15 protein-coding genes and 3 pseudogenes are annotated in these 17693 nt (G+C 72.1%); 11 read left to right on the top strand and 7 right to left on the bottom strand.

Going from position 1 to position 17693, the window contains the following annotated elements:
* Positions 1-258: 258 nt before the first annotated feature.
* Together P3T39_RS25750 and P3T39_RS25745 are read right to left on the bottom strand one after the other, a co-directional pair.
* Positions 259-1026: a lysophospholipid acyltransferase family protein gene (locus P3T39_RS25750; protein WP_280701318.1), complete on the bottom strand. Its 768-nt coding sequence runs from the start codon at positions 1024-1026 to the stop codon at positions 259-261.
* A 220-nt stretch (positions 1027-1246) separates the two neighbouring features.
* Positions 1247-1675 (bottom strand): DUF4395 domain-containing protein, encoded by a 429-nt coding sequence (locus P3T39_RS25745; RefSeq protein ID WP_280701317.1) that lies wholly within the window; start codon positions 1673-1675, stop codon positions 1247-1249.
* 297 nt (positions 1676-1972) lie between these two features.
* Here P3T39_RS25745 and P3T39_RS25740 point away from each other — a divergent pair, with 297 nt between their 5' ends.
* From P3T39_RS25740 to P3T39_RS25720, 5 genes are all read left to right on the top strand, one after another.
* Positions 1973-2386: a thioredoxin family protein gene (locus tag P3T39_RS25740; RefSeq protein ID WP_280701316.1), complete on the top strand. Its 414-nt coding sequence runs from the start codon at positions 1973-1975 to the stop codon at positions 2384-2386.
* A gap of 417 nt (positions 2387-2803) precedes the next feature.
* A complete protein-coding gene (locus P3T39_RS25735; protein WP_280701315.1) occupies positions 2804-3589 on the top strand; it encodes an electron transfer flavoprotein subunit beta/FixA family protein in 786 nt (261 codons plus the stop codon).
* Between the two features lie 76 nt (positions 3590-3665).
* A complete protein-coding gene (locus tag P3T39_RS25730) occupies positions 3666-4628 on the top strand; it encodes an electron transfer flavoprotein subunit alpha/FixB family protein (protein ID WP_280701314.1) in 963 nt (320 codons plus the stop codon).
* Between the two features lie 133 nt (positions 4629-4761).
* A complete protein-coding gene (locus tag P3T39_RS25725) occupies positions 4762-6186 on the top strand; it encodes an acyl-CoA synthetase (RefSeq protein ID WP_280701313.1) in 1425 nt (474 codons plus the stop codon).
* A 185-nt stretch (positions 6187-6371) separates the two neighbouring features.
* Positions 6372-7430 (top strand): NUDIX hydrolase, encoded by a 1059-nt coding sequence (locus P3T39_RS25720; protein ID WP_280701312.1) that lies wholly within the window; start codon positions 6372-6374, stop codon positions 7428-7430.
* Positions 7431-7589: 159 nt separating this feature from the next.
* On the opposite strand, the gene P3T39_RS25715 is transcribed toward P3T39_RS25720, so the two are convergent.
* Positions 7590-8954, bottom strand: coding sequence for a dipeptidase (locus tag P3T39_RS25715; protein ID WP_280701326.1), 1365 nt, complete (start codon positions 8952-8954; stop codon positions 7590-7592).
* A 216-nt stretch (positions 8955-9170) separates the two neighbouring features.
* Between P3T39_RS25715 and P3T39_RS25710 the strand changes: the two genes are divergently transcribed.
* The gene (locus P3T39_RS25710) at positions 9171-10367 is read left to right on the top strand and encodes a geranylgeranyl reductase family protein (RefSeq protein WP_280701325.1); all 1197 of its coding nucleotides are present in this window, start codon (positions 9171-9173) and stop codon (positions 10365-10367) included.
* Positions 10368-10681: 314 nt separating this feature from the next.
* Here the strand turns inward: P3T39_RS25710 and P3T39_RS25705 are convergent.
* A pseudogene (locus P3T39_RS25705) lies at positions 10682-10834 on the bottom strand (ArsR family transcriptional regulator); the annotation flags it as partial.
* Positions 10835-10863: 29 nt separating this feature from the next.
* Here P3T39_RS25705 and P3T39_RS25700 point away from each other — a divergent pair.
* From P3T39_RS25700 to P3T39_RS25685, 4 genes and pseudogenes are all read left to right on the top strand, one after another.
* Positions 10864-11982 (top strand): annotated as a pseudogene (locus tag P3T39_RS25700) (MFS transporter); the annotation flags it as partial.
* Positions 11983-12207: 225 nt separating this feature from the next.
* Complete coding sequence (locus tag P3T39_RS25695) at positions 12208-12972, top strand: enoyl-CoA hydratase family protein (protein ID WP_280701311.1); 765 nt, start codon at positions 12208-12210, stop codon at positions 12970-12972.
* A gap of 121 nt (positions 12973-13093) precedes the next feature.
* The gene (locus tag P3T39_RS25690; protein WP_280701310.1) at positions 13094-13849 is read left to right on the top strand and encodes an acyltransferase; all 756 of its coding nucleotides are present in this window, start codon (positions 13094-13096) and stop codon (positions 13847-13849) included.
* A gap of 116 nt (positions 13850-13965) precedes the next feature.
* A pseudogene (locus tag P3T39_RS25685) lies at positions 13966-14291 on the top strand (transposase); the annotation flags it as partial.
* 37 nt (positions 14292-14328) lie between these two features.
* On the opposite strand, the gene P3T39_RS25680 reads toward P3T39_RS25685, so the two are convergent.
* Entirely contained in the window at positions 14329-14892 is a 564-nt protein-coding gene (locus P3T39_RS25680; protein ID WP_280701309.1) for a HutD family protein, read from the bottom strand.
* Between the two features lie 146 nt (positions 14893-15038).
* Positions 15039-15620 carry a dihydrofolate reductase family protein gene (locus tag P3T39_RS25675; protein ID WP_280701308.1) on the bottom strand — a complete coding sequence of 194 codons (582 nt, stop codon included), beginning with the start codon at positions 15618-15620 and terminating at the stop codon, positions 15039-15041.
* Between the two features lie 126 nt (positions 15621-15746).
* On the opposite strand from P3T39_RS25675, the gene P3T39_RS25670 reads away from it, so the two are divergent.
* Entirely contained in the window at positions 15747-16316 is a 570-nt protein-coding gene (locus P3T39_RS25670; protein WP_280701307.1) for a TetR/AcrR family transcriptional regulator, read from the top strand.
* Between the two features lie 75 nt (positions 16317-16391).
* Here the strand turns inward: P3T39_RS25670 and P3T39_RS25665 are convergent, their stop codons facing one another.
* A complete protein-coding gene (locus tag P3T39_RS25665; protein WP_280701324.1) occupies positions 16392-17648 on the bottom strand; it encodes an MFS transporter in 1257 nt (418 codons plus the stop codon).
* Between the last annotated feature and the right edge of the window lie 45 nt (positions 17649-17693).

Here is a 17693-nt window from a genome sequence, read left to right as displayed (position 1 = left end):
AGGGGGGACCCTGTGGGAGAGTAGGACGCCGCCGAACAATTTTTCAGAGAAGCCCCTCCCGGGGATACCGGGAGGGGCTTCTCGCATTTCCGGGCGGACCGTCGCGACAAGTACATCGGGACAACTGCATCAAGACGAGTACACCGAGACAACTACGGGGTCGAAGCTCGAATGAGGAGCTTCGACCCCGAGAAGGTCTACCGGGAGAGGGACTGCCGGCCGCGCAGGACGCCGAAGGGTCCGAGTGGCGGTGTGGGCTCAGCCCTGGGCGCGACGTTCGGCCTTGGCGGCCGCCTCCGCCTCGTCCTCGGCTTCGGCGACCTCCAGGGTGGGGGCGGTGCCGCCGAGGTGGGCGGGGAGCCACCAGGTGTCGTCGGGGCCGCTGGGCTTGCCGGGGTATTCGCGCTGGGCGCGGTCGAGCATCTCGGACATCGTGGCCCGCAGGCGGCGCGTCACCATGACGGGCTTGTCCTGGGGGGTGAGCTCGATGGGCTCGCCGATCATGATGGTGACCGGGACGTGACGCTTCGTCAGGGTCTTCGGCCGGCCCTTGGTCCACAGTTGCTGGGTGCCCCAGAGCACCATGGGCAGCAGCGGGGCGCCGGAGTCGGCTGCCATCCGGGCCGCGCCGGTCTTGAACTTCTTGAGCATGAAGGAGCGGCTGATGGTGGCTTCGGGGAACACCCCGACGACCTCGCCCTCCTTGAGGGCCTTGACGGCGGCCTCGTACGCGGGCTGGCCGTCGGTGCGGTCCACCGGGATGTGCTTCATGCCGCGCATCAGCGGGCCGGACACACCGTGCCGGAAGACGTCGTCCTTGGCCATGAACCGGGTCTTGCGCTTGCCGCCCTTGTAGGCACCCAGCCCGGCGAAGAGGAAGTCCAGGTAGCTGATGTGATTGCTCACCAGGACCGCGCCGCCCTCGGCGGGGATGTGTTCGGCACCCTCGATCCTGATGCGGAGGTCGAGCGCTCGGAAGACGGTGAGCGCCGTTCCGATCACCGGCGGGTACACGAACTCTGCCATGGTCAGCCCTACTTCCCACGGGCTGCCGCCCGGTCCGGTTGTACCCGGGCCGGGAGTGGGGGCCGACGGAAGGGGCGGCACGCCGCGGCGGCCACGGGTGATACACGGAGATAATCCCCCGAAGGGGTGCCCTCTGTCATCTGAGCACGTCCGGAGGTGACGAATGCCGCATCCCGGGGCGTCTTGAACAGGCTGGTGCGACGTAGAAGGTGTGGCGCGGTCAGCGCTGAGTGGCCCCCAGGGCCGCGCGGCCCTGGGTCACGAGCAGGTACATCTCGCAGCCGAGGCAGTACGAGTAGGCGGCGTTGAGGAAGGCGGCGCCGAGGGCGAGCGCGGTGGCGGTCAGCCCGAGCCAGTCGAGGCCGGTCAGGTAGCCGATGGTGCCGACGGTCGCGAAGACGAGGCCGACGGCCTGGGCGAACCGTGGTGGGCGGGCGTCCTCAAGCTCGCCGGGCGGTCCCAGTCGCGGGCGGACGAGTACGCGGTACAGCCAGCTGTACGGCGAGTACCGCAGTCCCGCGAGGCTGCCGATGGCGAAGACGGCTGCCTGGACCGCGAGAAGTGCGCCGCTGCCCGTGATGAGGACGAGGGCGAGTACCAGGCTGGTGAGCGCGGCGGCGAAGCGCGGACCGCGCGGGTCGATCTGCACAGTGGACTCCGGGTGTTGGGGCCTCGGGGGTGAACGCTGAAGGCGGTCGGCCGGAGAGACCGGAGACCGACGGCCGACAGCCGACAGCTGGGACCGGTCAACGACAGCGCGAGGCGGTGGCCCGGCAGAGGTCGACCACGCGGCGGCTGGTGAGCCGGACTTGGCGTCGGTCGATGGAGTCCACGGCCGTGATCCTACGCCCGCCCCGAGGGCCGCCCGGCCGGGTGGGCGCGGATTCCTCCCCAGGGGTGACGGGCCGGGGAACGGGAGTGCGAGGCGGTGGCGCACACTGGGGCGATGACCGGGTTGCTGGTGTGCGCTGCGGTGCTCGTCGTGGCGAGTGCCTTCGGGCTGCTGCGGGCCAGGCGCGACGGGAGGCTGAGAGTGCGGACGAAGGACGGTGCGGTGCGGTTGTCGCCGGACGAGCTGGGGCAGGAGCTGGGGGAGCGGGCGACGCTGGTGCAGTTCTCCACGGCGTTCTGCCAGCCCTGCCGGGCGACCCGCCGGGTCCTGGCGGAGGTCGCGGGGATGGTGGTGGGTGTGGCGCATGTGGAGATCGACGCCGAGGAGCGCCTCGAGCTGGTGCGACGGCTGGAGATCCTGCGGACGCCGACCGTCCTGGTGCTGGACGCGGACGGCCGGGTGATGCGCCGGGCAGCCGGCCAGCCGCGCCGCGCGGATGTGATCGCGGCGCTGGGCGAGGCGCTCTGAGGGGCCGTCCGGAGCCGCTTCCGGCGGGCTGGCGGGGACCCGTCCGGCCAGGTGAATCTTGTCAAGACCGTTCAATCTCACAGTGGATCTGCTGCGCAGTCAGGTGGAGTGGGGCCCGGCCTGGGGCAGGATGGGCGCAGACGGCAGTGCAGCCGTCCCGTACCCGCCCTCCTGGCCCGACAATGGGTAGGGAGGGGCCCGTTGGCCAGCGCGCTTCCGGGGGTGCGGGGCGCTCGGCCGGGGTCCGGCAGCGCTAAGCTACTGGCCAGTAGTGACGGCTAAGCTACTGGCGAGTATGCTGCCAGGGAGTTCCGGACGGGCACAGCAAAAACCGCTGCCCGGAGTGGGCCTGGCGTGTGTCTGCAGCCCACTTGCACAGCCGTAGCCGCCGGACGAGACCAGTACAGGAGACAGGCCGTGAGCTTGAGGATCGTTGTCTGTGTGAAGTACGTGCCCGACGCGACCGGTGACCGTCGCTTCGCGGACGACACCACCACCGACCGGGAGGGCGTGGACGGCCTCCTTTCGGAGCTGGACGAGTACGGCGTGGAGCAGGCGCTCCGGATCGCCGAGGCCCACGGCGACGCCGAGGTGACCGTCCTGACCGTGGGCCCGGACGACGCCAAGGACGCCCTGCGCAAGGCCCTCTCGATGGGTGCCGACAAGGCCGTCCACGTCAACGACGAGGACATCCACGGCACCGACGTCATCGGCACCTCGGCGATCATCGCCAAGGCGCTGGAGAAGACCGGGTTCGACCTGGTCGTCTGCGGTATGGCCTCCACCGACGGCACCATGGGTGTCCTGCCAGCCTTGCTGGCCGAGCGTCTGGGCCTGCCGCAGGTCACCCTGCTCTCCGAGGTCTCGCTGGAGGGCACCACCGTCAAGGGTCGCCGTGACGGCGACGCCGCCACCGAGCAGCTCGAGGCCGAGCTGCCCGCGGTGATCTCGGTCACCGACCAGTCGGGCGAGGCGCGCTACCCCTCCTTCAAGGGCATCATGGCCGCCAAGAAGAAGAAGGTCGACGAGTACGACCTGGACGACCTGGGCATCGAGGCGGACGAGGTCGGCCTCGGCGGCTCCTGGACCGCGGTGGAGGCCATCGCGGCCCGCCCGGCCCGCACCGCCGGCACCATCGTCAAGGACGAGGGCGAGGGCGGCAAGCAGCTCGCTGCCTACCTCGCCGAGCAGAAGTTCATCTGATCCATCTGACCCATTGACGTGGTGACTGCCCGGCCCGAAACGACGGGCAGTCCGGAGAAACAGGAGAGTTTGAGCGATGGGTGAGATTCTCGTCCTCGTCGACCACGCCGACGGTGTGGTCCGCAAGCCGGCCCTGGAGCTGCTGACCCTGGCCCGCCGTATCGGCGAGCCCTCGGCGGTCGTCCTGGGCGCCGGTTCCGCCGCCGCCGACATCGCCGCCAAGGCCGGCGAGTTCGGTGCGGCCAAGGTGTACGTCGCCGACGGCGCCGAGTTCGCCGACCAGCTGGTCGTGCCGAAGGTCGACGCCCTGACGCAGATCGCCAAGACCGCCGGTGCCGCCGCCGTGCTGGTCACCTCCTCCGGCGAGGGCAAGGAGGTCGCGGCCCGCGTGGCGCTGCGCCTCGGTTCCGGCATCATCACCGACGCCGTCGACCTGGAGGCCGGTGACAGCGGTCCGGTCGCGACCCAGTCGGTGTTCGCCGCCTCGTTCCAGGTGAAGTCCAAGGTGTCGCACGGCACCTCGGTCATCACCCTCAAGCCGAACTCCACCAGCCCCGAGGCCGCCCCGGCCGCCGGCGCCGTGGAGAACGTCACCGTCGAGTTCACCGGCAAGGCGGCCAAGGTCGTCGCCCGCACCCCGCGCGTGTCCTCGGGCCGCCCGGAGCTGACCGAGGCCGCGATCGTGGTCTCCGGTGGCCGTGGTGTCGGTGCCGCCGAGGGCTTCGGCGTGGTGGAGGAGCTCGCCGACTCGCTCGGTGCCGCCGTCGGTGCCTCGCGCGCCGCCGTGGACGCCGGCTGGTACCCGCACAGCAACCAGGTCGGCCAGACCGGCAAGCAGGTCTCGCCGCAGCTGTACATCGCGGCGGGCATCTCCGGCGCGATCCAGCACCGCGCCGGTATGCAGACCTCGAAGACCATCATCGCCATCAACAAGGACGAAGAGGCGCCGATCTTCGAGCTGGTCGACTACGGCGTGGTCGGTGACCTCTTCACCGTGCTGCCGCAGCTCACCGCCGAGGTGAAGGCCCGCAAGGGCTGACAGCCCCTCGGGCAGGCCGTACGAAGGGCGCAGCTCCCCGGGACTCCGGGGGCTGCGCCCTTCGGCGTCCCGGGGCCGGGCTCCGGGAGGGTTACCCGGCGGGAGTGATCGGGCGGCGCGTAGAGTCCCGGGCATGGGACTGCTGACGGCACTTGAGGGTGCGTACGGCGATGCCGCCGACGCGCTGCGGATCGACGGGTGCGCGATGTCGCGCGAGCAGCTGCTCGCGGCGGCGACGGTGGTGGCCCACCGGGTGGCCGGAGCCCCTGCGCTGGCCGTACTCGCCCGGCCGACCGCCGAGACGGTGACCGCCGTGGTGGGCGGACTGCTGGCGGGCGTGCCCGTGGTGCCGCTGCCGCCCGACTCGGGGCCCAAGGAGCGCGCGCACATCCTCCGGGACTCGGGGGCGACGCTGCTCGCGGTACGGCCGGGGGACGGTGGCTGGGAGGGCGTCGAGACGCTGCCGGTCGAGATGACGGGGCGCACCGGGGCCTCCAGCGACTCCGGGGGCTCGTACGCGGAGCCCGCGCCGGAGCGTACGGCCTTCGTGCTGTACACCTCCGGCACCACGGGCGCGCCCAAGGGAGCGCTGATTCCGCGTTCGGCCGTCGCGGCGGACCTGGACGCACTGGCCGCGGCCTGGCAGTGGAGCGCCGAGGACACCCTGGTGCACGGACTGCCGCTGTTCCACGTCCACGGACTGGTCCTCGGTGTGCTCGGCGCCCTGCGCACCGGCAGCAAGGTGGTGCACACCGGTCGCCCCACGCCCGGGGCGTACGCCCAGGCGCGCGGCAGCCTGTACTTCGGGGTACCGACCGTCTGGTCACGGGTGGCCGCAGAGGAGTCCGCGGCGCGGGCGCTGAGCGCCGCACGGCTGCTGGTCTCGGGCAGCGCGCCGCTTCCGGTGCCGGTCTTCGAACGGCTGGCGGCCCTCACCGGCCGGGCTCCGATCGAGCGGTACGGGATGACCGAGTCGCTGATCACCGTCAGCACCAGGGCCGACGGCGAGCGGCGTCCTGGCAGCGTCGGCCTGCCGGTCGAGGGGGTGCGCACCCGGTTGGCCGGCGAGGACGGCGCGCCCGTCCCGCACGACGGCGAGACGGTCGGGGAGCTGCAGGTCGCGGGCCCGACCCTGTTCGCCGGTTACCTGAACCGGCCGGACGCCAACGCCGAGGCCTGGACGGCCGACGGCTGGTTCCGTACCGGGGACGTCGCGGTGATCGGGCAGGACGGCTTCCACCGGATCGTCGGCCGGGCCTCCGTCGACCTGATCAAGAGCGGCGGCTACCGGATCGGTGCGGGCGAGGTGGAGGCCGCCCTGCGCGACCACCCCGCCGTGGCCGATGCCGCGGTGGTGGGCGCCCCCGACGACGATCTCGGCCAGGCCGTGGTCGCGTACGTGATCGCCGACGGCGAGGTGACGGGCGACCAGCTGACCGCCTTCGTCGCCGAGCGGCTCTCGGTGCACAAGCGGCCCAGGCGGGTGGTGCTGGTCGAGGAGCTGCCGCGCAACGCGATGGGCAAGGTGCTGAAGAAGCAGTTGCTCGATCGCGCCTGAGCCGGCCCGTGGACGGGCCAGCAAGCGACATGTGCCGCACGGCCGGGAAGTGACGGTGCCGTGGGCGCCCAGGCATGGCCGGGCCCCCGGCGCGGGTACCACCTCGATTGGCGCGGGGCCAGGAGTGTACGGACCGCGCTGCCCGGTGCGCTCGGCACCGGGGCGCGCCGAGGGCAGGGGACGCTGTGATCGTCTGGGTCAATGGCACATTCGGGGCGGGCAAGACGAGCGCCTGCCGCGAGCTGGTGGAGTTGCTGCCCGGGAGCGTGCTGTACGACCCGGAGCTGGTCGGCGCCGGGCTGCGCCTGATGCTGCCGACGGACCGGATGGCCACGGTCGCCGACTACCAGGACCTGGCGTCCTGGCGGCGCCTGGTGCCCGAGGTCGCGGCGGCGCTGCTGACCGAGGTGGCCGGGCCGCTGGTGGTGCCGATGACACTGCTCCGGGAGGACTACCGGGACGAGATCTTCGGTGCGCTGGCCGCCCGTGGGCTGGCCGTGCACCACTTCGTTCTGGACCCTGAGGAAACGATCCTGCACCAGCGGATCGCGGAACGCGAGGAGTGCCCCGGCGATCCCGAGGCCAGCGCCCGGGTCCGTACCTGGTGCCTGGAGCACCTGTCCCAGTACCGGACGGCCAGACGGTGGCTCAGCCGCGACGCCGAACTGATCGACACCGGCAAGCTGACTCCGCGTCAGACCGCCCAGCGGCTGGCCGAACTGGTCAAGGACGGCGCCGCCCGCTGCCCCATAGTCCAGAGCGTCGACACCACCGGGGACACCGTGGCCGCCGCCGTCCTGCTCTTCGACGAGCAGGACCGGGTGCTGCTGGTCGACCCCGTCTACAAACCCTCCTGGGAGTTCCCCGGCGGGGTCGTCGAGCGGGGCGAGGCGCCCACGGACGCGGCGCTGCGCGAGACCGCCGAGGAACTGGGCCTGCGTCTTGAGGCACCCGCGCTGCGCCTGCTCGCCGTCGACTGGGAACCGCGTACCGGACCGCGCCGGGGCGGCCTGCGCCTGGTCTACGACGGCGGCCGCCTGGATGCCGCCGCGCGGGAGGCCCTTCGGCTGCCGCCCGAGGAACTGCGCGGCTGGCGCTTCGTCACCCTGGACGAGGCCGCCGCCCTGCTCCCCGCCGCCCGCCTGCGCAGGCTCGCCGCCGCCCTCGACGCCCGCGAGCACGGCCAGCTCCGCTATCTGGAGGCGGGCCTCCCGGCCGCGGCCGGAGCCACGGCGGCGGGGTAGCGGAACCCGGGCGCAGATGGCACACCGACCCCGCCCCGCCCTGTCGTCGCTGTGCCCGGACAAGGACTCGCGAGCAGGGACCGTGCTGCCCGGCCGGCCGGTACGGGAGGGGTTCAGGCGTCCTCCGTACCGGCCGCTGCCGGGTGCCTCGGGAAATCCCTACGAGGCCGAGGAAGCCGCGTAGTTGCGCAGGAACAGGGCCTCGGTGAGGGCCATCCGCTCCAGCTCCTGCGGATCCACGCTCTCGTTGACCGCGTGGATCTGGGTGGTCGGGTCCTCGACGCCGATCAGCACGATCTCCGCCTGCGGGAAGAGGGTGCGCAGCGAGTTGCAGAGCGGGATCGAGCCGCCTTCGCCGGAGGCCACCATCTCGGTGCCGAACGCCTCGCGCATCGCGGCACCCATCGCCTCGTACGCCGGTCCGGTGGTGTCGGCGCTGAACGCCTCGCCGCCGCTGATCCGGCTGACGGTGGCCCGGGCGCCGAACGGGACGGCCGCCTCCAGGTGGGCGACCAGGGCGTCCTGCGCCTCCTTCAGGCCCGTGCCCGGCGGAATCCGCAGGCTGACGCTGGCCTTGGCGGTGGCCTGCACCGAGGAGGTCGCGCCGACCACCGGGGGAGCGTCGATCCCCAGGACCGTCACCGAGGGGCGGGCCCAGAGCCGGTCCGCGACGGAGCTCGTGCCGGTGAGCGCCACCCCCTCGGCCACCCTGGCGTCGGCCCGGAACTGCTCCTCGGGGTATGCGACTCCCTGCCAGCTCTGGTCGGCCTTCAGCCCGGCCACGGCGACATCGCCGTGCTCGTCGTGCAGGGTCGACAGGACCCGGATCAGCGCCTGCAGTGCGTCCGGCGCGGCACCGCCGAAGGCGCCCGAGTGCAGGTTGCCCGCCAGGGTCTCGATGGCGATCTCGACCACGGTCATCCCGCGCAGCGAGGCGGTGACGGTGGGCAGACCGGGGGCGAAGTTGCCGGTGTCGCCGATGACGATGACATCGGCGGCGAGCAGCTCGGGGTGCTGCTCGGCGTAGCGCTCAAGGCCGCCGGTACCCTGCTCCTCCGAGCCCTCCACGATCACCTTCAGGCCGACCGGGAAGCCGCCGTCCACCTCGCGCAGGGCGCGCAGGGCGGTCAGGTGCATCAGGATGTTGCCCTTGCAGTCGGCCGCGCCGCGCCCGTACCAGCGGCCGTCGCGCTCGGTCAGCTCGAACGCCGGGCTCTGCCAGGCGGCTTCGTCCAGCGGGGGCTGGACGTCGTAGTGCGAGTACAGCAGGACGGTCGGGGCACCCTCGGGGCCCGGCAGCTCGGCGTACACGGACTGGGTGCCGTCCGGGGTGTCGATCAGGCGAATGCCCGTCAGGCCCTCTGCCGCGAAGGCGTCGGCGACCCAGCGGGCCGCCTTCTCGCACTCCTCCACCGGGAACTGGCGAGGGTCGGCGACCGAGGGGAAGGCCACCAGCTCGGCGAGGTCGGCCTTGGCACGCGGCATCAGGGAACGGACGGCCGCCGCCAGGGGCTGCTGGGTCATCAACTTCTCCGAGGGGTGTTCGGGGACGGTCATTCGGGGGTCTCCCGATCATAGGTGGGCCACGGGACGGGCACCGCATGGACCCGAACCCGCTGGGCGGGTCGGGCGGATGCGCGCGGTGGGACCGACCGGAACGCGACGCTGCCGGCCCTGTTGCCGGGCGGTCTAAGATTGTTGCCCGTGACTGACTCCGGTAGCTCCCACGACCAGGACCGTATCGACATCCCCGCCGAGCCCGATCCGCTGGAGGGCGTGTGGGACGTGGTGGTGGTCGGCGCAGGACCGGCGGGGTCCTCCGCCGCGTACGCCGCAGCCGCGCAGGGGCGCCGGGTGCTGCTCCTCGACAAGGCCGAGCACCCCCGCTACAAGACCTGCGGCGGCGGCATCGTCGGCCCCTCCAGGGACAGCCTGCCGCCGGACTTCAAGTTGCCGTTGCAGGACCGGATCCACGCCGTCACCTTCGCCCTCGGCGGCCGCTTCAGCCGTACCCGCCGCTCGAAGCGCATGCTGTTCGGCCTGGTCAACCGGGACGAGTTCGACCTGCGCCTGGTGCAGGCAGCCGAGCAGGCCGGTGCGGTGCTGGTCACCGGAGTGACCGTCAGCGGCGTGGAGCAGGACGAGGAGGCGCACACCGCCTTCGTCACCACCGCCGACGGACGCCGGATCGAGGCCCGCGCGGTGGTCGGCGCGGACGGCAGCGCCAGCCGGATCGGCCGGCACGTCGGAGTGAGCTTCGACCAGATCGACCTGGGTCTTGAGGCGGAGATCCCGGTGCCGGAATCCGTCTCCGAGTACTGGGCCGGGAAGATCCACCTGGACTGGGGCCCGCTGCCCGGCTCTTACGGCTGGGTGTTCCCCAAGACCGACTCCGGCACGCTGACCGTCGGCGTCATCTCGGCGCGCGGCGACGGTGAGCGGACCAAGCAGTACCTGGCGGACTACATCCGGCAGTTGGGCCTGGCCGGGTTCACCCCGAGCATCGAGTCCGGCCATCTGACCCGCTGTCGCGCCGAGGACTCGCCGCTCTCGCGCGGCCGGGTCCTGGTCGCCGGTGACGCGGCCGGACTGCTGGAGCCGTGGACTCGCGAGGGCATCTCGTACGCGCTGCGCTCGGGCCGCCTTGCGGGCGAGTGGGCGGTCAAGGTCGCCGAGGCGCACGGTACGACGGCCGTGCGCCGTCAGGCGCTCAACTACGCCTTCGCCATCAAGGCCGGGCTCGGCGTGGAGATGCGCGCCGGGAAGGTGATGCTGAACGCCTTCGAGCGGCGGCCGCACCTGTTCCACGCGGCGGTCTGCCTGATCAACCCGGCCTGGCGCGCCTTCGCCCGGGCCACGCAGGGGCACACCACTTTCGCCCAGGTGATGCGCGACCACCGGGCGGCGCGCAAGCTGGCCTCCTTCGCGGGGCGCTGACCCGGCAGCCGGGCCTTCGGATCAGACCCTGTCCGGCTGATCCCCGCACTCCTCGGGGGTGCGGGGATCGGCCCGGCGGGGCTTCGGGCGGAGGGCTGCGCCCGGGCCTCTCAACCGGTCGGACATGGTTCTCCCTGTCTGGTGTGGGGATCCGTACAGGGGTGCTTCGGGGGAGTCTCCCGGGCACTGTGGGAGGACTGGACCAATGAGTCAACGGGTCCAGAATGCAGGGGAGTTGACGGACGCTGCCGGAGTTTCGGCCAGCCGACCGGCCGTGCCGCTGTCGGAGCCCCGTGCCGGCGAACCGTGTCCGCTCAGCCGTTCAGCTCGTCGCCGAGCGGCGTACGCGCGTACAGCACCACCCGGCCGTGCCGGGTGCGCCCGACCAGTCGGGTCGCGAACAGCACGCCCAGATGCTGGCTCACCGCACCCGGGGTGACACCCAGCCGGGCCGCCAGTTCGGTGGTGGACCCTCAGCGTCCTCTTCTTCACCCGGGTCCTGGGCTTCGGAGCCGCCCAGGTCGGCGGCGCGCTCACCGCGGCCGGACTGTGCGGGGTACTCGCCAACATCCCCGCGGGGCGGGCCGCCGACTGCTGGGGCAGCAAGCCCGTGCTCGTCACCCTGGTCGCCGTCGAGGCCGTCGGCACCGCCGCGTACGTCGTGGTCCACGCCTATGTCGCGTTCCTGCTGCTCGCCTGTCTGGTCACGGCCGTCGACCGGGGCGCCTCCGCCGTCCGCAACGCGCTCTACGCCGAAGTCCTGCCCGCCGACCGCCGGGTGGCCGGCCGGGCGTACCTGCGGGTCGTCACCAACGTAGGGATCGGAGCGGGCACCGTCCTCGCCGCACTGGCCCTCCAGGCCGACACCAGGTCCGCGTACGTCACCGCCTTCCTCGGCGATGTGCTCTCCTTCGCAGTGGTGGCGGTGCTGTTCTCGCTGATCCCGGTGCCCGCACGGGCCGGGCGCAGGGCTGCCGAAGCGGGTGAGCGGCCCGGGGGCAGGAACCCCGCGCTGCGCAACCTGCCGTTCCTGGCCGTGACCGTCCTCAACTCCCTGCTCGGCCTGCAGTTCGCGATGCTGGAGGTCGGCGTCCCGCTGTGGATCGTCAAGCACACCGAGGCGCCGCGAGTGATGGTCGCCGGCTCGATGATCGTCAACACCGTACTGGTCGTCGCCCTCCAACTGCGCGCCACCAGGGGCACCGAGAAGCCCGAGGCGGAGGGCCGGATCTTCGGCCGGGGCGGATTCCTGGTCGCCGCCTCCTGCCTGGTGCGGGCCCTCGCGAGCGGCGTGCCAGGCTGGGCCGCCGCCCTGCTGGTGGTCGGCGGCGTCGGCCTCCAGGCACTCGGCGTGGTCTTCTCCCAGGCCGCCGGCTGGGCGCTGAGCTACGACCTGGCGGGCGAGGGCGCCCACGGCGCCTACCAGGGCGTCTTCGGTATGGGGATGTCCGCCACCCAGATGCTCGGCCCCGCCCTCGTCACCACGGTCGTCATCGCGCACGGACTGATCGGCTGGACCGTGCTGGCCGCCGTCTTCGTGGTCGGCGGGTCGGCGATGACCCCGACCGTCCGCTGGGCCCGGCGCCGCAACGCGGCCCCGGCCGCCCCGGCCTGAGCAGGGCCTGATCCGCGGTACGAGGAGGAGCGGGCGGCCTCTGGTCACGAGGGGATACCGCAACGCCGACCACGGCGCGGACCAGCGGATTTGTCCCGGGCTCTGGTTCCGGGGTGCCTGCGCATGCCAGAGTCTCCTGCTGGACGGCCGACAACCGCCGGTCGTTCCCAGAGCTTTGCGCACGCCGTCCGACCCACCCTCAGCCGGAAAGCAGGCCCAGCCGCGATGACCCGCGAAGTACCGCTCGTCCGCATCAGCACCACCGACGCCGTCACCACCCTGGAGCTGGACTCCCCGCACAACCGCAACGCCCTCTCCACCCGGCTGATGGCCGAGCTGTCCAAGGGCCTCGCGGATGCGGCCGCCGACCCGGCGGTCAGGGCGGTGGTGCTCGGGCACACCGGCAAGGTGTTCTGCGCGGGAGCGGACCTCTCCGAGGCGACCGGTGCCGACCCGACGGTCGGTCCGCGCGGCCTGGTGGACCTCCAACGCGCCGTCATCGACAACCCGAAGCCGGTGATCGCCATGGTCAACGGCCATGTCCGGGCGGGCGGCCTGGGGCTGCTCGGCGCCGCCGACATGGTCATCGCGGGACCGCTCTCCACCTTCGCCTTCACCGAGGTCAGGCTCGGCCTCGCGCCTGCCGTGATCTCGCTCCCGCTGCGCCCCAAGCTCGACCCGCGCGCCGCCTCCCGCTACTACCTGACCGGCGAGACCTTCCACACCGCCGAGGCGGCACGGATCGGTCTGATCACCGAGGCGGCCGAGGATCCGGAGGCGGCGCTGAAGGTGCTGCTGGACGCCGTCCGGCTCGGTTCGCCGCAGGGTCTCGCCGAGTCCAAGCGCCTCGCCAACGCCGAGGTGGTGGCCTCCTTCGAGCGGGACGCGGACGAGCGGGTCACCCAGTCCGCCCGCCTGTTCGGCTCGGCGGAGGCACAGGAGGGGATGCGCGCCTTCCTGGAGCGCCGCCCTGCCCGCTGGGCCGAGTAGTCCGCCCGGCCGGGGCCGGCAGCCGTCCTCCCGGAGAGGGCACGGCTGCCGGCCCCGGTTTCTGCTGTGATGTTGGTCCCCTGTCGCCCTGGCCGGGCCGCGCGCCAGCTAGCGTGGGCGCATGTCGAACGCCCGTACGCTCCTGAATGCCGTCCGCACTCGAGGGCGCCGAGTGGCCGGCCACCTGGTGCACCGGGGCTGGAAGTGGGTGCAGGGCGTCGGCGCGGTCTCCAACGAGAACCCGGGCCCGTACCGGTTCCGGGAACTCGGCGACGGCACCAAGCTGGCCTTCCCGCTCGGCGCCGTCTTCAACGAACAGTGGATCACCATCGGGCCGTTCTCCATCATCGGCGAGCGCGTCACCATCTCCGCAGGCTTCCTGCCCGGCCTGGACCTCGGACCGGAACCGATCGTCCGGGTCGGCGGCGGCTGCGTGATCGGACGCGGCAGCCACATCGTCGGCCATCAGTCGATCGTGCTCGGCGACGACGTCTGGACCGGACCGTACGTCTACATCACCGACACCGCGCACTCGTACCACGACACCGAGCTGCCGATCGGCAAGCAGTGGCCGCGCAACGAGCCGGTCGAGATCGGCTCGGGCTCCTGGATAGGCACCGGGGCCGTCATCCTGCCCGGCGCGCGGATCGGCAGCAACGTGGTGGTCGCGGCCGGTTCCGTCGTCCGGGGCGAGGTCCCCGACCACAGCGTGGTCGCAGGCGCCCCGGCCAAGGTCGTCCGCAACTGGACCAGCGCCGACGGCTGGCAGCCCCCGCTGCGCCACGACCCGCCCAGGCCCCTGCCCGAGGGCATCACGGCCGAACAGCTCCGCGCCCTGGTCGGCTGGGACCTCCGCCTCCCCGACGAGCCGAGCTGACCCACCGCCAGGCGGCGGGACGGCATGCGGACCGGAAAAACCCCTTGCCCGCCGGCACACCCCACTGACACGCTCGGCCGCATGACGATCCGGAAGGCCGGCCTCGCGAAGTCCGAGTGAACCGCTCCATCAGCCGGGAGGCATGGAGCGGCACCTTGACCAGGCTGACGTACAAGACCGCCCGACACGGTGGCGTCCTCGCCAAAGTCCCCGCCCCGGAACCTCCCAACGCTGCTCGATATGCGGTCACACCACACCCGGCAGCCGGGAGAGCCTGGCCGTGTTCGTGTGCAGGAACCCCGGCTGCGGCTGGTCGGGCAACGCCGACTGGAACGCGGCCCGGAACATCCTGCACCTGTACCGGATGGGCCACGCGCTCGTCCCGGCTGCCGGAAGGGCAGCCGTCAGGCGCGCGAACCGCGCCAAGCCCGCTACCGCAAGGCAAGCAGGAATCCCCCGCACTCACGCGGGAGAGCACTTCAAGGAAGCTGGTGGATCGTCACCACCGCCGCAACGCCGTCCACCCGCAGCAGGTCCTCGCCCCGGTCGAGCAGTACGGCGTCGTAGCGGGCCAGCCGGAGGTGGGCCGCGCCAAGTTCGGCGGTGCCGGAGAGGCAGACCAGCAGGACGACGGCGGAGTGCGGGACCTTCACCGGCCGCTGGTAGTCGGCGATTTCGACCTCGGCCCTCGCGCGGCCGCGCCGCGTCATCACATTGAAGTCGACCACCGGGCCACCGAGCAGCCGGCACTCGGTCTCCGCCTCCCCAGAGAAGGCGAACGGCCGGTACGGCTGCGCAAGCCGGTGTTCCGCACCCGCCACCGTCAGGGCCATTCCGGCGCCCTCGACCACCGTGATCACCCGGTCCACGCCCTCGAAGCGGGAGAACGGACCACCCTGCGCGACATCGGCCAGGCTCACCCGCCACACGAACTCGGTCAGCCCGGCACCCGCCGGAAACCCGGCCACCTCGCGGGTCACCCCGCCACCGTTCAGCCACGGCGCCGCCACCCGCTCATCGGCCCGAAGTACCTGAACCGCCATCACTCACCCCGTCCTGCCGGTAGTGCCCCTGTGCTGCGAGCGAGCTTCTCACAGCTGCGCCCGGAGGCTGCCGACAAGTGGACGGGAGGAGGCCGGAACGGCTATGAGGTGCGTCCTGGTTCCTCGTGACCCGTACCGCTGCGGGATCAACGCCTGCGGCTGTACTTCCGGACCAGAGCGCCGTTGTCGAAGGTCCGGACCGAGGCGAGTGCGAAGTCGGTGAGGCGGAAGTCCGAGGCGAACATCGGCATACCGGAGCCGAGTACGACCGGGTAGGTCTTGATGACGAGGTCGTCGATCTCCTCCAGCAGCGCGCCGGCCAGCTGTGCCCCTCCGCAGAGGTAGATCCCGAGCCCGTCGCCCTGCTTGAGCTCGCGGATCCTCCCGATCACATCGTCGGAGACGATCTCCACCGCGGGATCGGGCGACTCCTCGATGCTGCGCGAGGCCACGTACTGGCGCAGGTGCGCGTAGGGGCTCGTGACCTTGACGTCGAGTGCCAGCTGGTAGCTCGCCCGGCCCTGGACGACGGTGTCGAACCGCTTGTTCTCCAGGTCGTCGAGGCCCAGCGCCTGGCGGACGTGGGTCGGCAGGGTCTCCGGGTACTCCGTCTTGAGGAAGTCGAAGAACTCCTCGTCCATGAACCGGGTGAAGAACTCCGCATCACCGCTCGGAGCCCCGATGAAGCCGTCGATCGAGGTGGCGATGAAGTAGGTGAGCGTTCGCAAGCTGATCCTTGAGGTTCGGAGGAAGGGGGTGGCGGCGGGTGTCCCCGGCCAACCACTTCGAATATAGTGCTTCATCTGTAGTGGTTGAACAAGTCCCTTTTTCCGAAGGGATCGAGGAGGTATCGGATGGTCAGAAACCCGGAGCGCAGGACAGCCCTCGTGGATGCCGCCATCGAGGTGCTGGCACGCGAGGGTGCCCGCGGGCTCACCTTCCGCGCCGTCGACGCCCAGGCAGGTGTCCCGGTCGGGACGGCGTCCAACTACTTCGCCAGCCGGGACGATCTGTTCACGCAGGCGGGCGGGCGGATCCAGGTCCGGATGGCCCCGGATCCGGCCGTGGTCGACGAGGCGATGCGCCCGGCACCCACGCGTGAGCTGGTCGTCGAACTGATGCAATGGCTGGTTCGCCGGATGGCCGAGGAGCGAACCGGTTATCTGGCCATGCTGGAACTCCGCCTGGAGGCCACCCGCCGCCCGGCGCTCCAGAACGAGCTCAACCGTGCCGTCCGCGCCGCCCTAGCCGAGAACGTCCGGTTCCATCTGGACGCCGGGCTCCCCGGCGACGCGGACACCGTGCTCGTCCTCCACCTCGCGATGACGGGCCTGCTGCTGGAACACTTCACGCTGCCCGAGGTGCTCTCCGAAACCGAGCTGGACAGGCTGGTGGAGACGGTCGTCACCCGGATCGTGCCCTGACCGACGGAAGCCGGGCCGGTCGATCGGCGGACCGGAGAGCCGGGCCGACGCCGGCCCGGCCGGGGGCGCCGGGCGTCAGTGAAGGGACTGCCGCTGACCGTGATCGGTGTGCCCGTGGGAGCGCGTGGGGCGGACGGTGAAGGCGAGGAGGCCCGCGAGGGCGGAGGTGGCGGCGACGGTGGTGAGGGCGACCGGGAGGGTGGTCGCGTCGGCGAGGAAGCCGATCACCGGCGGCCCGATCAGCATGCCCGCATAGCCGAGGGTCGAGGCGGTGGCGACTCCCCGGGGGCCGCCCGCGGCTCCGGCCTGGGCGATGGCGAGCGGGAAGATGTTCGCCAGGCCAAGACCGACCAGGACGAAACCGGCCAGCGCGACGGGCACGTTCGGCGCGAGGGCGCCGAGCAGCATGCCGGTGCAGGCGGTGAGGCCGCCGAAGAGCATCACCCGGGTCTGACCGAGCCGCATGGACAGCCAGGTACCGCTGATCCGCCCGGCGGTCATCGCGAAGGCGTAGGCCGCGAAGCCGGTTGCGGCGAGGCCCGCACCGGCGTGGACGTCGTCGGTGAGGTGGAGCGTCGCCCAGTCGGCGAGCGCGCCCTCGCCGTATGCGTCGCACAGGGCCGTCAGGCCGAGCAGCAGGACGAGCAGCCGGGCGGCGCCGACGGGCTTCGGCCGCTTCGGCGAGGCGGATCCGACGGGTGCGACGGGTGCGACGGGTGCGACGGATGTGACGGGAGCCGGGGTCCAGGCGGGGGCCGGGCTGCGGAGGAGGGCCGTACCGGCCGGCGCGATGACCAGCAGGCCGAGGGCCCCGCTGAGGCTGAGCGCCCAGGCCGCGCTGAGGTGGCCGGCGAGCAGCCCGCCGACCGCCGCGCCGAGAAGTCCGCCGAGGCTGTACCCCGCGTGGAAGCTCGGCATGACGGGGCGCCGGATCTCGGCGACGAGATCGACGGCCGCGCTGTTCATGCTGACGTTCGCGGCGCCGTAGGCTGCTCCGAACAGCAGCAGGACCAGGCCGAGTCCGAGCACCGAGTGCAGGTGGGCGGGCAGCAGTACGGAGAGGCTGAGTGCCACCAGCGAGCCGACGGTGATCCGGCGGCTGCCGTATCTGACGCAGAGTCGGCCGATCAGCGCCATGGTGGCGACCGCTCCGGCCGATATGCAGAGCAGGGCCAGACCGAGCGCGCTGTGCGAGGCGCTGACCTGTGCGCGGATGTCGGGGATGCGCACCACCCAGGCGGCGAAGAGGAAGCCGTCGACGGCGAAGAAGGTGGTGAGGGCGGTCCGGGCGGCAGACCAGGTGCGGCTGCGAGCGGTGCCGGATCGGCCGATCGGGGGGTTGTGGGCTTCTGAACGGGCGCGGGTTTTGTTTAGGAG

The organism is Kitasatospora sp. GP82, from assembly GCF_029892105.1.
GTDB lineage: Bacteria > Actinomycetota > Actinomycetes > Streptomycetales > Streptomycetaceae > Kitasatospora.
The sequence above is the reverse complement of the archived record's forward strand: the minus strand, read 5'-3'. Positions and strand labels throughout refer to the sequence as shown.